Origin of the sequence: Sphingobacterium pedocola (genome assembly GCF_015209965.1) — a bacterium.
Classification (GTDB): Bacteria; Bacteroidota; Bacteroidia; order Sphingobacteriales; family Sphingobacteriaceae; genus Sphingobacterium; species Sphingobacterium pedocola.
The window spans coordinates 289,471-306,458 of sequence record NZ_MU158692.1 but is presented as its reverse complement, the minus strand read 5'-3'; the positions used below and the strand labels follow the sequence as shown (position 1 = coordinate 306,458).

Annotated in this window: 18 protein-coding genes; 3 read left to right on the top strand and 15 right to left on the bottom strand. The window is 39.7% G+C overall.

All coding sequences use genetic code 11. The annotated features are described in order from the left end of the window. The first annotated feature begins 2 nt into the window (after nt 1-2). Nucleotides 3-1,376, top strand: a complete 1,374-nt coding sequence (locus C4F40_RS19510) for a discoidin domain-containing protein (RefSeq protein WP_196941096.1) — start codon at nt 3-5, stop codon at nt 1,374-1,376. Between the two features lie 47 nt (nt 1,377-1,423). On the opposite strand, the gene C4F40_RS19505 is transcribed toward C4F40_RS19510, so the two are convergent. From C4F40_RS19505 to C4F40_RS19490, 4 genes are all read right to left on the bottom strand, one after another. After that, the gene (locus C4F40_RS19505) at nt 1,424-1,807 is read right to left on the bottom strand and encodes an SRPBCC domain-containing protein (RefSeq protein ID WP_196941095.1); all 384 of its coding nucleotides are present in this window, start codon (nt 1,805-1,807) and stop codon (nt 1,424-1,426) included. Between the two features lie 93 nt (nt 1,808-1,900). Beyond that, a complete protein-coding gene (gene coaBC / locus C4F40_RS19500; protein WP_196941094.1) occupies nt 1,901-3,106 on the bottom strand; it encodes a bifunctional phosphopantothenoylcysteine decarboxylase/phosphopantothenate--cysteine ligase CoaBC in 1,206 nt (401 codons plus the stop codon). Nucleotides 3,107-3,118: 12 nt separating this feature from the next. Beyond that, nucleotides 3,119-3,448 (bottom strand): DNA-directed RNA polymerase subunit omega, encoded by a 330-nt coding sequence (locus C4F40_RS19495; RefSeq protein ID WP_196941093.1) that lies wholly within the window; start codon nt 3,446-3,448, stop codon nt 3,119-3,121. A gap of 27 nt (nt 3,449-3,475) precedes the next feature. Further along, nucleotides 3,476-4,396 (bottom strand): outer membrane protein assembly factor BamD, encoded by a 921-nt coding sequence (locus C4F40_RS19490; protein ID WP_196941092.1) that lies wholly within the window; start codon nt 4,394-4,396, stop codon nt 3,476-3,478. Nucleotides 4,397-4,680: 284 nt separating this feature from the next. On the opposite strand from C4F40_RS19490, the gene C4F40_RS19485 reads away from it, so the two are divergent. Next, nucleotides 4,681-4,956, top strand: coding sequence for a NifU family protein (locus tag C4F40_RS19485; protein WP_196941091.1), 276 nt, complete (start codon nt 4,681-4,683; stop codon nt 4,954-4,956). Between the two features lie 69 nt (nt 4,957-5,025). Further along, complete coding sequence (locus C4F40_RS19480; protein ID WP_196941090.1) at nt 5,026-5,676, top strand: peptidase associated/transthyretin-like domain-containing protein; 651 nt, start codon at nt 5,026-5,028, stop codon at nt 5,674-5,676. Here C4F40_RS19480 and C4F40_RS19475 read toward each other — a convergent pair. From C4F40_RS19475 to C4F40_RS19425, 11 genes are all read right to left on the bottom strand, one after another. Further along, nucleotides 5,673-6,902: an FtsX-like permease family protein gene (locus tag C4F40_RS19475; RefSeq protein ID WP_196941089.1), complete on the bottom strand. Its 1,230-nt coding sequence runs from the start codon at nt 6,900-6,902 to the stop codon at nt 5,673-5,675. The genes C4F40_RS19480 and C4F40_RS19475 overlap by 4 nt on opposite strands. Continuing rightward, the gene (locus tag C4F40_RS19470; protein WP_196941088.1) at nt 6,899-7,540 is read right to left on the bottom strand and encodes an MBL fold metallo-hydrolase; all 642 of its coding nucleotides are present in this window, start codon (nt 7,538-7,540) and stop codon (nt 6,899-6,901) included. Before C4F40_RS19470 ends, C4F40_RS19475 begins: the two co-directional genes overlap by 4 nt. Before the next feature lie 27 nt (nt 7,541-7,567). Continuing rightward, the gene (gldD, locus tag C4F40_RS19465; RefSeq protein ID WP_196941087.1) at nt 7,568-8,155 is read right to left on the bottom strand and encodes a gliding motility lipoprotein GldD; all 588 of its coding nucleotides are present in this window, start codon (nt 8,153-8,155) and stop codon (nt 7,568-7,570) included. Next, a complete protein-coding gene (locus tag C4F40_RS19460) occupies nt 8,145-8,894 on the bottom strand; it encodes a shikimate dehydrogenase family protein (RefSeq protein WP_196941086.1) in 750 nt (249 codons plus the stop codon). The genes gldD and C4F40_RS19460 overlap by 11 nt, the downstream gene beginning before the upstream one ends. After that, on the bottom strand, nt 8,891-10,300 hold the full coding sequence (locus C4F40_RS19455) for a tetratricopeptide repeat protein (protein WP_196941085.1): 1,410 nt from the start codon (nt 10,298-10,300) through the stop codon (nt 8,891-8,893). Before C4F40_RS19455 ends, C4F40_RS19460 begins: the two co-directional genes overlap by 4 nt. Before the next feature lie 168 nt (nt 10,301-10,468). Further along, nucleotides 10,469-11,851, bottom strand: coding sequence for an OmpA family protein (locus C4F40_RS19450; protein ID WP_196941119.1), 1,383 nt, complete (start codon nt 11,849-11,851; stop codon nt 10,469-10,471). Nucleotides 11,852-12,080: 229 nt separating this feature from the next. Next, nucleotides 12,081-13,091: an inorganic phosphate transporter gene (locus C4F40_RS19445; RefSeq protein WP_196941084.1), complete on the bottom strand. Its 1,011-nt coding sequence runs from the start codon at nt 13,089-13,091 to the stop codon at nt 12,081-12,083. Nucleotides 13,092-13,118: 27 nt separating this feature from the next. Further along, nucleotides 13,119-13,766: a DUF47 domain-containing protein gene (locus tag C4F40_RS19440; protein WP_196941083.1), complete on the bottom strand. Its 648-nt coding sequence runs from the start codon at nt 13,764-13,766 to the stop codon at nt 13,119-13,121. 80 nt (nt 13,767-13,846) lie between these two features. Beyond that, nucleotides 13,847-14,872, bottom strand: coding sequence for a sensor histidine kinase (locus C4F40_RS19435; RefSeq protein WP_196941082.1), 1,026 nt, complete (start codon nt 14,870-14,872; stop codon nt 13,847-13,849). Between the two features lie 191 nt (nt 14,873-15,063). Then, nucleotides 15,064-15,717: a phosphatidylserine decarboxylase family protein gene (locus C4F40_RS19430; RefSeq protein WP_196941081.1), complete on the bottom strand. Its 654-nt coding sequence runs from the start codon at nt 15,715-15,717 to the stop codon at nt 15,064-15,066. A gap of 128 nt (nt 15,718-15,845) precedes the next feature. Beyond that, a complete protein-coding gene (locus tag C4F40_RS19425) occupies nt 15,846-16,985 on the bottom strand; it encodes a toxin-antitoxin system YwqK family antitoxin (RefSeq protein WP_196941080.1) in 1,140 nt (379 codons plus the stop codon). Between the last annotated feature and the right edge of the window lie 3 nt (nt 16,986-16,988).

Genomic DNA, 16,988 nt, shown 5'->3' with positions numbered 1-16,988 from the left:
TCATGAAAAGATTAAATAATATAGGTTTGTTTCTAATTTGTTCATTCCTATGGATGGGATGCACGAAACAGGATCTGCTGCTGCCTGTCGTGGAGCAAGGCGAAGAGCAGGGAAATATTGATGTGATAGCTAAACCTACTGATGTAACGTTGGTAGGAGGATACGATTATAAATATGTAGTCAAATGGCCTGAAATGAGCGATAAGACGGTGAAAGTCGTCATATCATTTAAAGATCAAGACGTGGAGAAATCCGTAGAGTTTACCGATTTTACCGAGGACGGGGTCTTTGTAACCAAGGAGCAGGGTAATCATGATTTTGTCTTAATATCCTACGCATCAAATGCCGTAGTATCTAAAATGGCAAAGACGAGTGTAAGTAATAAAGGGTATATTATCGAAGAAGTAATTGCAAATGCAGAAAGCCCGTTTCTGTATGAAGGACAAATGCGTATAAATCTATATAACCCCAATCTAGCTGATATTACAGTGACGGTTACCTATCCAAAAATATTGGGGGGAACTGCTGATTTGCTTTTGCAGAGTGCAGAAGAAAATATTTCTGGATTATTTGAAGCAAAGGACGGAACAAATAGCGTCAATATAGAGCTGGAAGATAACGTAGGCCGTAAAGTGTCGAAACAACTACAGTACGTTTATAGTTACCAACTTGAAGGTACAACAGTCACTCCTTTTTTGGGTATTGTAACTTTGAATGCACTCACCAATTCAAATATTGGAGTAAAGAAAATTAAAGTGACTTATCCTACCGCTAGCGGAACCGCTATTGAAGAGGTTGTTGGAAACACTTTGGTCACTTTTCCCGCAGTAGTGGGCAGTTCTACCAAAAATATTGAGGTGGAATACGAGGATGTTTATGGAAGAATACTTTTAAACACGCTTAATTATGTCTACAATCCTTCCTTGACGACTTTTAATACTGCTGCTTCTAAAACAGGATGGTCAGTTGTTGTGAGTGCCAACCATGAGGGGGACGGCGGTGGTGGACCTGCATTGATTGACGGAAATACAGAGACTTTCTGGCATACACCTTGGTCTGGAGCAATCCCACCTTGGCCCCATGAAGCGACTATTACGTTTAATCAGGAGTTGCTGCTAACCAAGTTAATTTTGAATATACGCCATAACAACGGTAGCGGGGCACCTAAAGAGTTTGATTTGCAGACAAGCTCGGATGGGAAGACATTTACGACGCATCAATCTTTTACGAATACCTCAAATGTAGCAAGGGCGGTGGTTAGCTTTGACTTGGCCACAGCTCTGCAAACAAAATATGTGAGGGTTTCTTTTAAAAATGGATTTAACGCACAGTTTATGAGCTTAGGAGAAATTAGCTTTGAGGGGTATAAAGAGTAAAAAAATAATAGCAGAAAGAGGAAGATATTAGCTCCCTTTTTCTGCTATTACTCCTCCGTATAAAAATCAATTAAACTTTCTACATATTCCGACTCCCAGCCTGCTGCAATTTCGTCATACGCATCATCGGGAATGTTAATATGGTTTACTTCGAAGGAGGTGCCTTTCTTATGTTCATGGAGTTTTATGGTTACGATAGAAGGCTCTTCCTGCTCGCCGAAATACCATTGCTGCACGATCTTTTTACCGGGTTCTAATTCGAGGAAGCGCCCCGTGATAGCGCCATCCCATAAGGAAAATTCTCCCCCAACCTGAGGATCTATTTCTACAGTATCCCCCGTCCAGAGACGAATGGTAATTTCGGTGGTAAGCGCAAGGTAGATCTCCGCAGGACTCGACGGAATAACAAAATATTGCTTGAAATTCTTCATAGACAAACTTAGAAATTTTTTTTTGCTTTTGGTTTTTTACTTCACTGGATAGTGGCATCGATGTAAAGGAGACGATTCGGGCGTCGCCTTAATTTATACGGCATTCTGGTGCTCGATAATACGCGCACAAATATCTTTTGCAACGTCTTCTTTTGATTTTAGATCGTAGCTTTCAATGTCTCCAGCACGATTGATAATGGTAATTTTATTGGTGTCTGTGGCAAAGCCAGCGCCTTTATCTTGCATGGAGTTTAATACGATCAGATCTAGATTCTTGCGCTGTAATTTATCAATTGCATGTTCGAGTTCGTTGTTCGTTTCGAGTGCAAATCCAACCAACGTTTGATCGGTTCTCTTTTCTCTACCCAATGTAGCAAGTATGTCCGTCGTTTTTTTCAACGCTATGCTAAAGTCTTCTGCCTTTTTTTTAATTTTTTGATCGGCTACTTCTGTCGGAGTGTAATCTGCTACTGCGGCACTCATTACAATGATATCAGCATGTTCAAATTCAGCTTTACAGGCAGCAAACATCTCTGCTGCGGATTGCACGGCTAACTTCGTTACGTTATGAGGGGGGAGCAGGTTTGTAGGACCGCTCACCAAGATAACATGAGCACCTAGGCGCTCCAAGGTGGTAGCGATCGCGTAACCCATTTTACCGCTGGAATGATTACCGATAAATCGGACGGGATCGATAGCTTCGTGAGTAGGGCCGGCTGTTACAAGGGCTCGTTTGCCTTTTAACGGAAGCGCTGTCGCGGTATCTTCCAATAAAAAAGACAGTATTTCTTCGGGTTCGGCGAGACGGCCTTCTCCAACTAATCCACTGGCTAATTCTCCATTTCCCGGAGGGATAACGACATTTCCATAGGATTCGAGAAGAGCAATATTACGTTGCGTAGAAGCGTGTTTCCACATATCTAGATCCATTGCGGGGGCTAAATATACCGGACATTTGGCCGAGAGATAGATTGCCGTCAATAAATTGTCGCAGAGTCCATTGGCCAGCTTTCCGATGGTATTGGCCGAGGCGGGTGCTATGATAATTAAATCGGATTGTAGACCCAAATGAACGTGATTATTCCATTCACCTGTTTTGGGGTTAAAATAATCTACTAAAACGGGATTATTGGAGAGGGTAGAAAGTGTTAGGGGTGTAATAAATTGCGTGGCATCAGGAGTCATTACTACCTGGATACGCGCTTCGGCTTTTACAAGGAGTCGTATTAGGGAAGCTATTTTGTATGCGGCAATACTGCCGCATACACCCAGCAAAATATTTTTGTCTTTCAAAGACATGGTGCCCTTAGCTTATTCTTGTTCTGTAGCGGGGTTTCTGAAATACACTTTGTCGTTCAAAAACTCATCGATAGCGACTAAAGAAGGTTTTGGTAAACGCTCGTAATGTTTTGATATTTCAATTTGCTCGCGATTTTCAAATACCTCCTCTAAGTTGTCATTGCTACTTGCAAATTCAGCTAACTTCGATGTTAATTCTTCTTTAACCTCTACCCCAATTTGATTTGCTCTTTTACTGATTACAACGATAGACTCATAGAGGTTATCAGTCGTTTTATCAAACTCTCTTAAATCCCGTGTGACAGTGGAATTAGGAACAGCGTTATTCTTTAATTGACTCATATTGTTAATATATTATGAAAATTCTTACTAATTAGTGGTACTGTTTGCTTCTGAAAGTTCTTGTAAAGGTGTGATTCCAAGTTCTTTTTCCCGCTCTTCAATTTGTTTATTTATTTCGTCCAATCGGCGAATGGCAATTAAAATCTTTTTGTCAGCGCTTGCTTTTAAGCCGTCCAATTCGGATCTGTGTTTGCTCTCCGGATAATTGTTTATGAATAGATTGTAGTAGTCTATTGCCTCGTTAAACCGTTTTTCCTGACGATTAACATAACTGTTGTCCGCAAACAGGTATTGCGATTTCACCATTAAATATTCAATTTCCTCCGCGTATTTGGTATCTGGATATTCTTTTAAGACATTCTCTAATGCAATTACTGCTGCGCGGTAGTCATCTGCTAAACCCATATTGAAATATAGCTTGGCATTATCGAAGGCTTTTTTCTCCAGTTTATCCCGTAGATCCTGAATTAAATCACCCGCTTCTTTTGCTTTTTCGGCTTCCGGATATCTAAATATGAAGAGCTGCAATTCGTCGATCGCTTTTCTTGTATTCTCTTGGTCTAAATTTGACCGGGGAGATTCTACATAGTAACAATATGCAGACATGAATAGACATTCTTCTGCTCTTGCACTGCCTGGATAGGTTTCTGCAAATCGCTTAAAGTGAAAGCGCGCAGACGTGTAATCTCTCAGTCTGTAGTTGGTATAAGCCATGAAATAATACAAATCTTCCGCTTCGGAACGGCCACGGTATTTTTGGATCAAATCATCAAATAGAATCAAAGCCTTCGAATACTTCCCTTTTTCATATAATTTAACGGCTTCTTGGTACTTCATCGCAATATTATTACTATTGCGTAATTTTTCAAATTTACTTTTACAGCCAGTAAAAAAGAAAATGGTGACCAGAAAGACAGTTAATACTCCTATTCGCTTATTTAAAAACATTTTACAAAGATACGTCAATTAACACTAATATTCAATTAATTTTTGAAGCGCAATTTACTTGATTTTAATGGATTACTATTGCCGTCTCGAAGGAGTTTAACAAAGTTTAACCAATTGGGCTATATGTTTTAGGCCGACCTAATTGTTAGGTGAATATGCATTGGTTCCGAACAGGGCAGCGGGATTATTTTGCATGTCATGGTATTGCCAATAAATTGATTCAACATTGAGTATGAAAATAAAAATGCGTATGTTTACACTTAATAATAGTAATTGGAATAAGAATGACCTTAACAGAACGAGTCGAACAAGCATTAGATACCATTAGACCTTATCTCGAAACGGATGGGGGTAACGTTAGTATTGAAGAAATAACAGCAGACAATGTGGTGAGGCTGAAATTATTGGGGGCCTGCGCGAGTTGTTCTATGAGTATCATGACATTTAAAGCGGGGCTTGAACAGGCGATTAAGAAGGCTGTTCCGGAAATAGTGGCCGTAGAAGCGATCAATATCACCGATATCAATGATCCTAACGCTACTTTACCGAATGAATTGTAATAGAATTGTTGTGTAGTGATTAACACATTTTAACAACGGTGACAAACTTATTTCTTTAGTTTTGTTAAGATGCCAAATAACTTTAGACATAGCTTAATCCTTTTCTTGACATTCGGCCTGTTTTTAACAGTCCACGCGCAGGAGCGGAAAATAGTACAATTTAGTGGCTTGATTACCTCCGTTGGATCTGAGCTTCCTGTAGCATATGTGTCCATTACAAATACCTCCTTTAAAAATCAGATTTTCGTCTCTAACAATGATGGTTACTTTTCTTTTGTAGCGCACGTAGGTGATACGATTCGGTTTAGCTCCGTGGGATATGATCCTGTCGTGTTTGTTATTCCAGCGACCGATCTAGATAAACATACGGCTCATATTAATATGCAAAGCTTGGTCATTGAGCTGCCGGCTATAACACCCTTTCCTTGGGCAAGTTATGAACAATATCTTTCTGAATTTATGGCGTTGAATCTGGGAGACGACAACATTGCAGCGGCACGAAAAAACCTTACTCCCGAGGCTTTGGCCGCCTTGGCAAGAATAGTACCTCGAAGTGCGGAAGAAATCCAGAGTTATAACTCGTTGCAAAGACACAGCATAATGAACAATAAGAACATCAATCAACGGTTTAATAATCCATTATTGAATCCATTTGCCTGGGGGGAATTGATCCAACAAATAAAAAGGGGTGACTGGAGCCGCGAAAAATTGAAATATTAAGCACTGCCAATTTCTCTTACACTCAATTTAGAGGAGAAGTAAGCTACAATTAACGATAAGGTAGCTACCGTCACAAATACCAGCACGAAATCTTCCGAACGAATATCTACGGGATACACATCGATTAGTGAACCATCCATTTCTCCGGTGCGTATAAATCCGTAGGTTTCTTGTAATTTACAGAATACGTACCCGACTATTATGCCTACGACGCCACCAATGAGGGAGATAAGGATTCCTTCAATAAAGAATATACGCTCTATCATGGACTGCTCGGCGCCTAAGCTTTGAAGCACCTTCATGTCGTCTTTCTTATCTATCACGAGCATCGTCAATGATCCTACGATATTGAATATCGCGATGATCCCAATAAAGGTAAGGATAAAGAATACAATCCATTTCTCGGATTTTATGGTTTTATACAATGTGGGGTTTTGCTCTTCTCTACTTTTTACCCTAAAGTCTGGCCCCAAAGTATGTTGGATTTCACGCTGCACAGCTTTAGCATGTAGGGAATCGGTCAAAAAGATCTCCACCGCTGTGATTTTATCCGTTTCGCCGAGCAAGTCGCGCGCAAATTCCAGCGGCACAATCACGAGATTATCGAATTCGGGTTGATAGGTCAAGACGCCACTCAGGCTAATTTTACGTGAATTGAAATCATCCAACGGATTTACGCTACTCACGGAAGTTCCTTTGCGGGGAGAAAACAATTCAATGGTATTATAGATCCCGGATACGGGCACTTTGAGGTTGGCCTGTACCTGTGCACCAATAAGGGCATGGTATGTGGTGTCCGTTTGAAGGGTATAATTCCCGGTATGGAGAACGTTCTCTGTCCCTTGTTTGGATAATTCTTCAGGATCCACCCCTTTTAATTGCCCGATAAACTGCTGATTGTCGTATTGGAGCAGTATCTTGTCTTCGAGCACTTCGCAATAGCTTTTTATGCGTGCATCTACAGCTATTTTTTTAAACTCGGGACTATCGGTAGAAAAAACTTTGCCCTTTGTGGGTTCGATACGTAACTCGGGCGTAAATGTGCTGTACATGGAAAGTATAAAGCTTTCCATTCCATTGTAAAAGGAAAGCACAATAACCAATGCCGCGGTGCTGACGAAAACACCCACCACGCTGATCAGCGAAATAATATTAATGGCATTCACTGATTTCTTCGAAAAAAGATACCTAAATGCAAATAGTAAAGGAACTCTTATCTGCCTCATCCCCTAATATATGGATTGGTGTTTTTTTCAACTTCGATAGTTGTGGTAGGGCCATGCCCCGGATAGATGATCGTATCGTTCGGGAGCGTATAGATCTTGGTCGAAATACTGCTCAATAGTGTATCGTGGTCTCCTCCCGGCAGATCTGTGCGTCCGATGCTACTTCTAAATAAGACATCGCCTCCGATTAAAAATCCGAATGCTGCTGAATAAAAGCACAAGTGTGCGGGAGAATGCCCCGGAGCAAAAATAATACGCAGTTCGTGTTTCCCCAGTTGTATCGTATCATGCTCGGTTAAAAAGGTGTCTGGAATTGGAGAAACCTCGTACCGGATTCCCATTTGAGGGGCATAATTCTGTACGGCTACCAATACGGGTACTTCGCCCTCATGCAATTGAGGCTTTAACCCCCACTCATCAAATACAAACCTGTTACCCAATACATGATCTATGTGGCAGTGGGTGTTTAATAGTAAAATTGGGGAGAGTGCATTCGATTCGATAAAAGATTTGATTTTCTGCTCCTCGGTAGGATTGTGCATACCGGGGTCGACGATGATGCAGTTTTGCTGTTCGTCATATAGTATATACGTGTTTTCCTGATAAGGGTTAAAGACGAAAGTTTCAATTTTTATCATACCTCAAACTTAGATAAATTTAGGGAATTATTTCCACCTAATAGTAGAAATGATGTGGCGAATATCTTCTTTCAGAAAATCTAAAACGGGCTGAATAGAATCTAGATGCGGCTTTTCGTTGAAGTATAAAGCGCCTCTTAGGTAATGTGTGGTACTGTCCGAAATGTAAAATTGATAATTGGAAGCCGTATTGCCGCGGATTGCATACTCCACGCCATAGATCTGACGATGGGGATCTTGAATGCGTTTTTGATCAATGGAGGTCGCTTTAGAGGTATGTTTGAATACAAACGTACGCGCATCTTCGGTAAGGTAATCAAATGGTGCAGATGCACTGATACGGTAATAGCTGAGATGCAGACGTGCATTGAATTGCGGAAAATCCAGGTTTTTCCAACAGTCTTGTGTATTTTGGGAGGGGTCTTTACCAAGTATGGAATAAGCGGGTATTTCTATGTAAAATGGACAACCGGTACGCGCTTCTATATACGCTCTTTCTGGAAAATCAACCTTAAAAAAGCCTCTGGGCTTTGGGGTGTAAGTTGTCTGCTGGCAACCGATAAACACAAGAGCGACAAAAAGAGATGCAACACTTATCCGCATGTTATTCTTCATTGTTCCAAATCTCCCAGTTCTTTTCTGCTTGGAGAATAAGCATGTCATATCCATTTTTAATTAAAGCACCTTTTTCTTTTCCCTTTTGTAGGAAACGTGTTTCGACAGGATTATAAATCAGATCGTACAACAGATGATCTGCTGATAATTGTTCGTAGTTTATATCGGGAGCATCCTCCACATGGGGGAAGGTGCCAACCGGCGAACAATTGATAATGACTTGATAATCTTTTAAATCGACCTTCTTTAGTTCGCCGTAAGTCATGTCGCCATTTTCCTTGGTACGGCTGATGATCAGGTATGGAATGTTTAATTTTTTAAGCGTATATATTATGGCCTTTGCGGCTCCTCCGTTACCCAATACGAGAGCCTGTTTATGTGCGGGCGTTAGCAACGGCTTGAGGGATTCTTCAAAACCAAACGCGTCGGTATTAAAGCCTTTTAGGTATATGTTATCTCCTTCTCTTTGAATTTTAATGCAATTGACCGCGTTGATTTCCTGCGCTTCGGCAGAAAGCTCGTTGATAAACTGCATCACGGTGAGTTTATGGGGGATGGTTACATTAAAGCCATAAAAACCAGCGTCATTGCTGTACAGGTTTTGGAATTCCTGAATATCTTCTATGGCATATAGATCGTAATTAATACCTTCAATATGTTCCTTGTCAAATTTTTCGAGGTAATATTTTTTAGAAAATGAATGTCCAAGTGGATATCCAATCAAACCAAATTTCTTCATTTATCGGATGAATATTTTTTAATGATGTCGACGATTATTTGATTCCCTTGTAATTGAGGTAGATAATCAAATAGGATATAATGCTTGTCGGGCGATATGGCTAAACCTAACTCCAGGAAATTAAGGGCATCGTTATATTGGCCATTGGCAAAGAGATAGGCCACCAGCCGATAGTATAGCTCCGCTGATTCGGGATTGCATTTTATGGCTTCCGACATGGTTTCGATCGCTTCCTGGTATTTCTTCTGTTCGAAGTAAATGGATGAAAAATCAAGCCAAGCCTCTATATCGGTAGGGTTTAACTCTACAACTTTGCCATACGCTATTTCGGATTCCTCGATTTGTCCCAATTTGTATCGCGCATCGGCTATTGCAAACCAATAATCTGGATTTTCGTCATCTATTTCCAAGGCTTTTTTATAGAAGTGCAGCGATTCAAAATAGCGTTCTTCAAAATCAAGCGTGACACCTATTCCGAACCAGGCATCTGCCATGGTGTTATCCAATTTTACCGCCTTTTTATAGTAATCGCGTGCGGTATCCATTTGCTCTAGTTTTTCGTAGCATTCGCCCATGGCACAATAGGTATCGGCATTAGGGGGCTCGTATTCAAAAGTCTGTTTGTAGACAAGGATTGCTTCTGAATATTTATCTAAATTTACGAGGGCGTTACCTTTATTAAAGTATGCCGAAGCAAAATTTTCTTTGATCAATATTGCATAGTCATATGCATCTATGGCTTCTTCAAACCGGCTTAGCTTATGATAGGCGTTTCCAAGATTATACCATGCGGCATAGGAATAGGGTTCATTGTCGATATATTGCGAATAGAATAGGATACTTTCTTCCTGTTTGTCTAAGATGTCATAACAGAAGGCCAATTCATATAACGCATCTTGATTTTCCATGTTGATCTCCAGGCTCTTTTTCAAAAAAGTAATTGCTTTGTTGTAATCACCCTGTATTTGGTAAAGGCCTGCGAGTTGATAATAGACGTCCTCTCTGTTTTCGGCATGCGAGAGTGCGTAGAAGAATGCTTCTTCGGCTTCCTTGTAGCTTCCTAAAGAAGCTAAAATTGATCCTTTGATCAAATGGATGTCTCCTTCTGAAGGTTCTAAGAGTTCTGCTTTTTCGAGCGATGATAAAGCTGCGTCGAACTGCTGAATACTTGCTAAAAGCTGGGCTTTCTTAAGTAAAAAGGAGGTGGCATAAGGATGTTGGTTGATCGCATAATCGACAACCTGTAAGGCCTTAATGGGATCATTTTTATCTGTATAGTATTCAATAATCCCTTCAAACGCGGTAGAATCGAAAAAATACTGATCATCATTACGAATCATTTCTTCATAACGGTCCACAGATTGTTTCTGTTCTTCCGGAGATCCAAATTCAAATTCCTCTTCCATATTATACTATTTAGTGAAAAATACACTTTTCGCTGTAAAGTTACTACAAATTATTTTCCACATCCTAACATAGGAATGTAATAAAAGGCGAAGGTTTAACATGAAAAAAGCCGTTACTCATTGAGTAACGGCTTTCTTGTGTCAATCTTACGTTATATAACAGTAAGATTATTTTTTGATGTCAACACGACGGTTTTGAACACGACCTTCCTCAGTTGCATTAGATGCTACTGGATTAGCTTCACCGTAACCGTTAGCATTGATGCTTGAAGCAGCTACACCAGCGTTAACTAAGTATTGTTTTACTGCGTTAGCGCGGTCTTTAGACAAGTTCAAGTTGTAATCTTCTGTACCTTCTGCAGAAGCGTAACCGTCTAATGTAACAGATGAATTCGCGTCACGTAATTCTTTAGCTAATTTATCTAAAGTTGAATACGATTCAGTTTTTAATACAGAGCTATCAAATTCGAATTGAATTGGAGCATAGTAAGCACCTTGACCAAGGTTGTTTTGTACAACAGGCTCTGGGAATTTGATAGGACATCCTGAACCATCAACTACAGTACCTGCAGGCGTGTTAGGACATTTGTCAAATTTATCAGATACACCGTCTCCGTCAGAATCTTTACCTAATTGATCAACAGTACCTTCTAATGTAGAAACACGTTGTTTTAATGCTTCAACTTCATTACGTAATGATGGATCTTTTAATTCATCATATAATGTAGCCACTGGATTTGTGAATGTTAAGTTTTCTTTATCACGTGATCCTAAAGTGAATTCTAAACCACCGTATACGTTGGAGAATTTACCTTTAACATCTGAACGACCAGGTCCGTATAAACGGTTATCGTCAGTGAAGTTCATGGTGTAACCTAAGTTCAACGCAACTACTTCAGATAATTTGAATTTAACACCTACACCTACTGGTACATAAGCTGCTAATTTGAAATCTCTGTCTCCAACAGGCTCGCGATCTCCGAAAATTTCTTCACCCCAGTTACCTTTTTCATTGTAAACCTCAGTTCCAGAGAAGTCATTGTCTGCGTATTGTACAGGATTGTTCGCTAACACACCTAAACCTACTTTAGCATAGAAATTAACCGCATTTTCTCTTCTTAAGAAGTCTACTGTACCCAATTGGAATACACCATTCAAGCTACCAGCCCAGTTAACTTCTGTTTTTGCCGATTGAGCACCTAAAGAGTTCTCTGAAGCAGGACCAGATACATCGTGGTTATATGTTTTGATGTTACCACGGTTACCTTCTAATTCTAAACCGAATAAAGGAGAGAATTGTTTACGGATAGTTAAACCGTAGTATTCAGCTACTTTATTTTGGAAAAGACCAACTTTCTGACCGAAGTTGTTTGATCCACCGATTAATACGTTAGGAGTAGTGATACCACCTTGTACACCGATTGACCAAGTTCTGTATTGTGATCTACCGCCAAATACAGTAGGAGTTTGAGCTTGTGCAGTCTCAGCAAAGCCTAAAGCGGCTACTAGAGAAGCTGCAACAGCTGTTTTTTTAATTGTAGAATAGTTCATACTCTTTTGTTTAAAGGTTATTAAAATTTTAATTGTTCTCAATTTAACATAACTTAACAATAACGATGCCAAAAATAATGCGGGCGTCATATTGTTGTATTAAAGCGCTTAACACCAAAATATTGGCTAAAATTACTGATTACAATGATATCATACAAATTTTTTCAACTCTTTTTCATTGAAAATCAATAATTCATTCTTATTGTAGTAATAAAACGACAGTAAAAGACTATAAAATGTAGTGAATGATCACTAACGTGACCCCACCTAATACCGCGCTAACCGGAATGGTAAGCACCCAGGCCCACAACAAACTTATCGTGACACCCCAGCGTACCGCTGATACACGCTTCACCACGCCGACCCCTATAATCGAACCGGTAATGGTATGCGTAGTAGATGCTGGGATACCAAAGTGTTCGGTGATCCCCAACGTAATTGCCCCCGCTGTTTCGGCACTTACGCCTTCCAACGGTGTTACTTTGGTGATTTTAGTACCCATCGTTTTTACGATCTTCCATCCGCCGCTCATTGTACCCGCGGCGATAGCCACATAACAGGATAAAGGTACCCAAGCTGGCATAGACTCAAAATTCGGGATCACTTGCTGGGCAATTAAAGCGGTAGCTATAATACCCATAACTTTTTGTGCATCGTTTCCTCCATGTGCAAAACTTAATGCCGCAGAGGAGATAAGCTGACCGATTTTAAACCACTTCTCCGCAATAGAAGGACGTGATTTTTTGGCCAGATTAATAATGATTAATGTAATGATGATGGATATCACCATCCCGATCACCGGCGCGAGGACGATGAAGGAGATAATTTTTAATGTTGCACTGATATTGATCGCTTCAAGCGGATTTGCACCTAGAATTAACGCATATGTCATGCCCGATCCCGCAAATCCTCCAATTAAGGTGTGTGATGAACTGGACGGAATGCCATAATACCAAGTAAATAGATTCCAGGAAATCGCGGCTACGAGTCCAGCAAAAATAACTTCTAGCGTGATGTATTGTTCAAGGACTGTCTTGGCAATTGTATTGGCTACTTTGTGATCTGTAAAATAAAAATAAGCGGCAAAATTGAATAATGCTGCCCAAAGAACGGCCATAAAAGGGGTGAGCACTTTGGTCGAAACTACCGTCGCAATAGAATTGGCTGCGTCATGAAAACCGTTAATGTAATCAAATGCAATAGCCAAAACGATAACGACAACTAATAATGTTGTTATCATAATATATTATGCTTTAATAAAATGAGGTTATGCATTTTTAACCAAAATGCTTTCTAATACATTCGCCACATCCTCGCATTTATCAGTAGCATCCTCCATCGCTGATAATACCTCTTTATATTTGATAAGCGTAATGGCATCTTTTTCGTATTCGAAAAGATCAGCTACCGCTTTGTCAAATATATAATCTGCTTTGTTCTCTACGCTATTAATCCGTACGCAAGAATCCGTTATATTTCGGATGTTTTTGAGGTCTTTCAGTTCGTATAATGCCGTAGCGACATGTTCGGTAGCTTCCAGTATCAAGTCTGATATTTCAATCATAGCTTGACTCGGTTTCTCCACTTTGTACAATTCCATTCTATTTGAAGCGCCGTGGATAAAATCTGCAACATCATCCAGTGAACTGGCTAAGGCATGAATATCTTCGCGATCAAAAGGAGTGATGAAATTTCTACCTAATTCTAAGTGGATCTGGTGGGTAATGTTATCGCCGGTATGTTCAAGGTCTTCTAACGTTTTGGATATTTCTTTTCTGATCTCTAAGTCTGTGCTGTTGACACTTTCTTTCAACAACTTCGCCATTTCGATCAAATTGGCTCCGGCCTGTTCAAATAGGGGAAAGAACTTTTTGTCCTTTGGGACAAAATACTGAAAAATGCTATTTAAAGACATAATGATAAATATTTGCTACAAAAGTATAACCTTAATGTTAAGTTAATGTTAAGTTTAACGGGTTTAATGTCTTATTTGTTTCAACTTTTTGCCAACGTAAATCCAAACGTGGTGCCGACTCCTTCTGTACTTCTTACGTTCACCGTTTGTTGGTGGGCTTCTAATATATGCTTAACAATGGAAAGCCCTAGACCGGAGCCCCCAATATCCCGCGATCGACTTTTGTCTGTGCGATAGAATCGTTCAAAAACCCGGGATAAATTTTTTTCTTCAATTCCATAGCCGTTGTCGGTTACTTCCACGAGAATTTGATCGATAAGTGGAAACACACTGATCGTAGTTTTGCCATTTATTTTGCCGTATTTCAGTGAATTATCAATTAAATTGATTAATACCTGCTGTATTTTTAAACGATCGGCTTTTACAAATATGGCGTTGTTATTTTTTAGATTGGTGGTGAGGCTAATGTTGTTCTTTTTCGCCTTGTCGATTAATTGTTCTGCGGTCTCTGTAATAAGGGAAACAATATCAAACTTTTGAATATTTAGCGAAATTTTCCCTGATTCCAATTTGGAGATTTCGTCCAAATCATTGATCAGGTAGGTGAGTCGATCGATGTTTTTTGCTGCTTTATCCAAAAAGATAAGCGCCATCTCTTGATCTTCTTCTATCATACCATCTTGCATGGTCTCGATATAGCCCTGTATCGAAAATAAGGGTGTTTTGAATTCGTGCGAAATATTGGACAGGAATTCTCTCCGGAACTTCTCCTGCTCTTTGAGCTTGTCAATTTCGGAGACTTTCTGTGTTGCCCAATCGCGTACTTTTTGCTCTGCATCTTTAATGGGATCGTCGCTGGAATGTTGTGCTAATACATTTTGGATATCTTTACCCAGTTTCAGGTTATTTATTAGTTTGTAAATATTACTAATCCTTTTATTGATATAGGTCTGGAAAATATTGTCCAATGCGATGTAACTCACCACAAGCGAGACGAAAAATATGAGTACAAAGTGAGTCCAGTTATTTTCGTAAAATAGACTTGTAAAAGCCAGCGATCCCGCGAATACGAGAGATAAGCTGAAGACCAATGCTCTAAAGTTCATAAAAACCTTCATGTTTAATAGTAACATCAACTGCTATGAACCGATCTTGGGAGCCTTGAACACCATAGATAGCTAAACAAATGGTGAAAAATGTTCCATGACGGTTCTTAATGGCCGTTGATAGACACTTTCGAAAAAAAAAGCTTCAAAAAATGAAGCCTAAAATTAGTGATATATATGTTAAGATAATATTAAAATCTCGCTATTATCGTTTTTCCGCCCACAACCTTATCGTTTATGTTAACATCAATCTGGGTGCCCAACGGTAAAAAGAGATCCACGCGGGAGCCAAATTTTATAAAACCGAACTCACTTCCTTGTGTTACAGTATCCCCTGCTTTTACATACCACACGATTCGACGGGCCAGTGCGCCAGCGATCTGACGGAATAATACTTCTGTATTGTTCTGATGCTTTACGACCACTGTTGTACGCTCGTTAGCGGTAGAAGATTTGGGATGCCAGGCCACCAAAAACTTGCCGGGATGATATTTAAAGTAGGATACAATACCTGAAATGGGATTTCTATTCACATGGACGTTGACCGGTGACATGAAAATCGATACCTGGATTCTCTTATCCTTAAAATACTCCGTCTCTTCCGTTTCTTCAATTACAACCACTTTGCCATCGGCCGGACACAAGATGATGTTGTCTTCCACTGAAATTTTTTTTGTAGGACTCCTAAAAAATTGAACGATGGTAATAAAAAGAAAGGCCGAAAAAATATATAATATCCATTTGACCGAAGCAGGTGCATCATAATAATCTGCTACTGCATTTATGATGAATATGAATAAAATGGTAATCGCAAGGCTTGTGTAGCCTTCTTTGTGAAATTTCATATGTATTTATTCTGTTTTTTAGTTGTCATATGGAATATCCACACCCTAATCATTCCTGTTTGTGCAGTCTGTGCTACATGGATATTTCATACTGCTATTTTTTTACAAACTTAGAAAATTTATTTTAACTATTCTCCATTTTCCCGGTTGATGCGCACGGAGTGAAAAATCAGTTCTTCAGGGCTGTTTACAATGTTAAATGTAACGGTTAATACATCATCTATTTCCTGTCCATCCTTATACGAAGGAAGGTAATAAGGTACATCCTTAATGAGAGTTTCCAATGCTTCTTTGTTGTTGGAAGGAATGGAATCGGGAAATTTAATGTCAATTACTTTGGGGTCTTCTTTAGGGGAAACAGCGACTTTATAGTGGATGGTCGCTTGGAAATCACCGTTTATTTTAAGATTTAAAGATCTTCTCGCTGTCTCGAAGCGTTTAACTAGGTAAATCGAGAAGCCAGAAAAATCATCAAAAGAGCAATTCTTGCTGAGAAGCAGCTCGGCGAGTCCAAAGTAATCGTTGGGGAGGATGCTGAATTCGTTCAGATTCGTGAGGCTGGCGCTATAATAGTTGAAAAAGTCACGATCAACATGAACGCGATGACGAGCGCCATTTTCATAGTATTCTTCGCCGATGTAATAGTTCGTCTTTTGATGGTCGCCTAGCATCACTTGCCATAGACCATCCGGCTTCCCTTTTTTTATTGTACCTTTTCTATTGTAAAAAGTAAATCCATGTTCTGTAAATCCAATGATGGGCATCGTAAAATCATATCTTCCTTCTCCATCGGTTACGATTTGCTTGGCTTTCTGATTCCACATTTGTTTGATGGCATAGTCTGCAGTGTCAAACTCCAAAAATAATAGGGGTTTGCCATCGGGGTAATAGAAGTTCCATTCCCCGAGGTATTCGCCATCTTTAAACGTTGTTTCCCATTTCAAATTCCCGTTGGGATGGTATGCTTTAAAAGTTCCGTCTTTTTTTCCATTCACATAGTTGCCCGTCAAAAGAACGCGGCCATTGGGTCCAAAATCTTTAAACTCGCCATTAAATTGGTTTGTGGACGGGATAAAACCCACGACCCGTTCAATATATTTGAATGGACAATTTTTGTCAACTAAATAATAATTTTGGTCAAAGAAAAATCGCGTCAGACCTTGAGGTGCCCGCTCAAAGAAAATCGGTTTATGCACAGAATCTTGTTGTGCCCAACAGAGGTTTCCATATAGGATAACGTATATTAAAAGTTGAACGGATCTTCTCATAAA

Excerpts from the sequence above, each read along its gene's own strand:
- C4F40_RS19470 (WP_196941088.1), bottom strand. The coding sequence starts at position 7,540 with ATGATAAAAATTGAAACTTTCGTCTTTAACCCTTATCAGGAAAACACG.
- C4F40_RS19490 (WP_196941092.1), bottom strand. The coding sequence starts at position 4,396 with ATGTTTTTAAATAAGCGAATAGGAGTATTAACTGTCTTTCTGGTCACC.
- C4F40_RS19480 (WP_196941090.1), top strand. The coding sequence starts at position 5,026 with ATGCCAAATAACTTTAGACATAGCTTAATCCTTTTCTTGACATTCGGC.
- C4F40_RS19485 (WP_196941091.1), top strand. The coding sequence starts at position 4,681 with ATGACCTTAACAGAACGAGTCGAACAAGCATTAGATACCATTAGACCT.
- C4F40_RS19425 (WP_196941080.1), bottom strand. The coding sequence starts at position 16,985 with ATGAGAAGATCCGTTCAACTTTTAATATACGTTATCCTATATGGAAAC.
- C4F40_RS19510 (WP_196941096.1), top strand. The coding sequence starts at position 3 with ATGAAAAGATTAAATAATATAGGTTTGTTTCTAATTTGTTCATTCCTA.
- C4F40_RS19435 (WP_196941082.1), bottom strand. The coding sequence starts at position 14,872 with ATGAACTTTAGAGCATTGGTCTTCAGCTTATCTCTCGTATTCGCGGGA.
- coaBC (WP_196941094.1), bottom strand. The coding sequence starts at position 3,106 with ATGTCTTTGAAAGACAAAAATATTTTGCTGGGTGTATGCGGCAGTATT.
- C4F40_RS19460 (WP_196941086.1), bottom strand. The coding sequence starts at position 8,894 with ATGAAGAAATTTGGTTTGATTGGATATCCACTTGGACATTCATTTTCT.
- C4F40_RS19440 (WP_196941083.1), bottom strand. The coding sequence starts at position 13,766 with ATGTCTTTAAATAGCATTTTTCAGTATTTTGTCCCAAAGGACAAAAAG.
- C4F40_RS19475 (WP_196941089.1), bottom strand. The coding sequence starts at position 6,902 with ATGAGGCAGATAAGAGTTCCTTTACTATTTGCATTTAGGTATCTTTTT.
- C4F40_RS19455 (WP_196941085.1), bottom strand. The coding sequence starts at position 10,300 with ATGGAAGAGGAATTTGAATTTGGATCTCCGGAAGAACAGAAACAATCT.
- C4F40_RS19495 (WP_196941093.1), bottom strand. The coding sequence starts at position 3,448 with ATGAGTCAATTAAAGAATAACGCTGTTCCTAATTCCACTGTCACACGG.
- gldD (WP_196941087.1), bottom strand. The coding sequence starts at position 8,155 with ATGAAGAATAACATGCGGATAAGTGTTGCATCTCTTTTTGTCGCTCTT.
- C4F40_RS19505 (WP_196941095.1), bottom strand. The coding sequence starts at position 1,807 with ATGAAGAATTTCAAGCAATATTTTGTTATTCCGTCGAGTCCTGCGGAG.
- C4F40_RS19450 (WP_196941119.1), bottom strand. The coding sequence starts at position 11,851 with ATGAACTATTCTACAATTAAAAAAACAGCTGTTGCAGCTTCTCTAGTA.
- C4F40_RS19445 (WP_196941084.1), bottom strand. The coding sequence starts at position 13,091 with ATGATAACAACATTATTAGTTGTCGTTATCGTTTTGGCTATTGCATTT.
- C4F40_RS19430 (WP_196941081.1), bottom strand. The coding sequence starts at position 15,717 with ATGAAATTTCACAAAGAAGGCTACACAAGCCTTGCGATTACCATTTTA.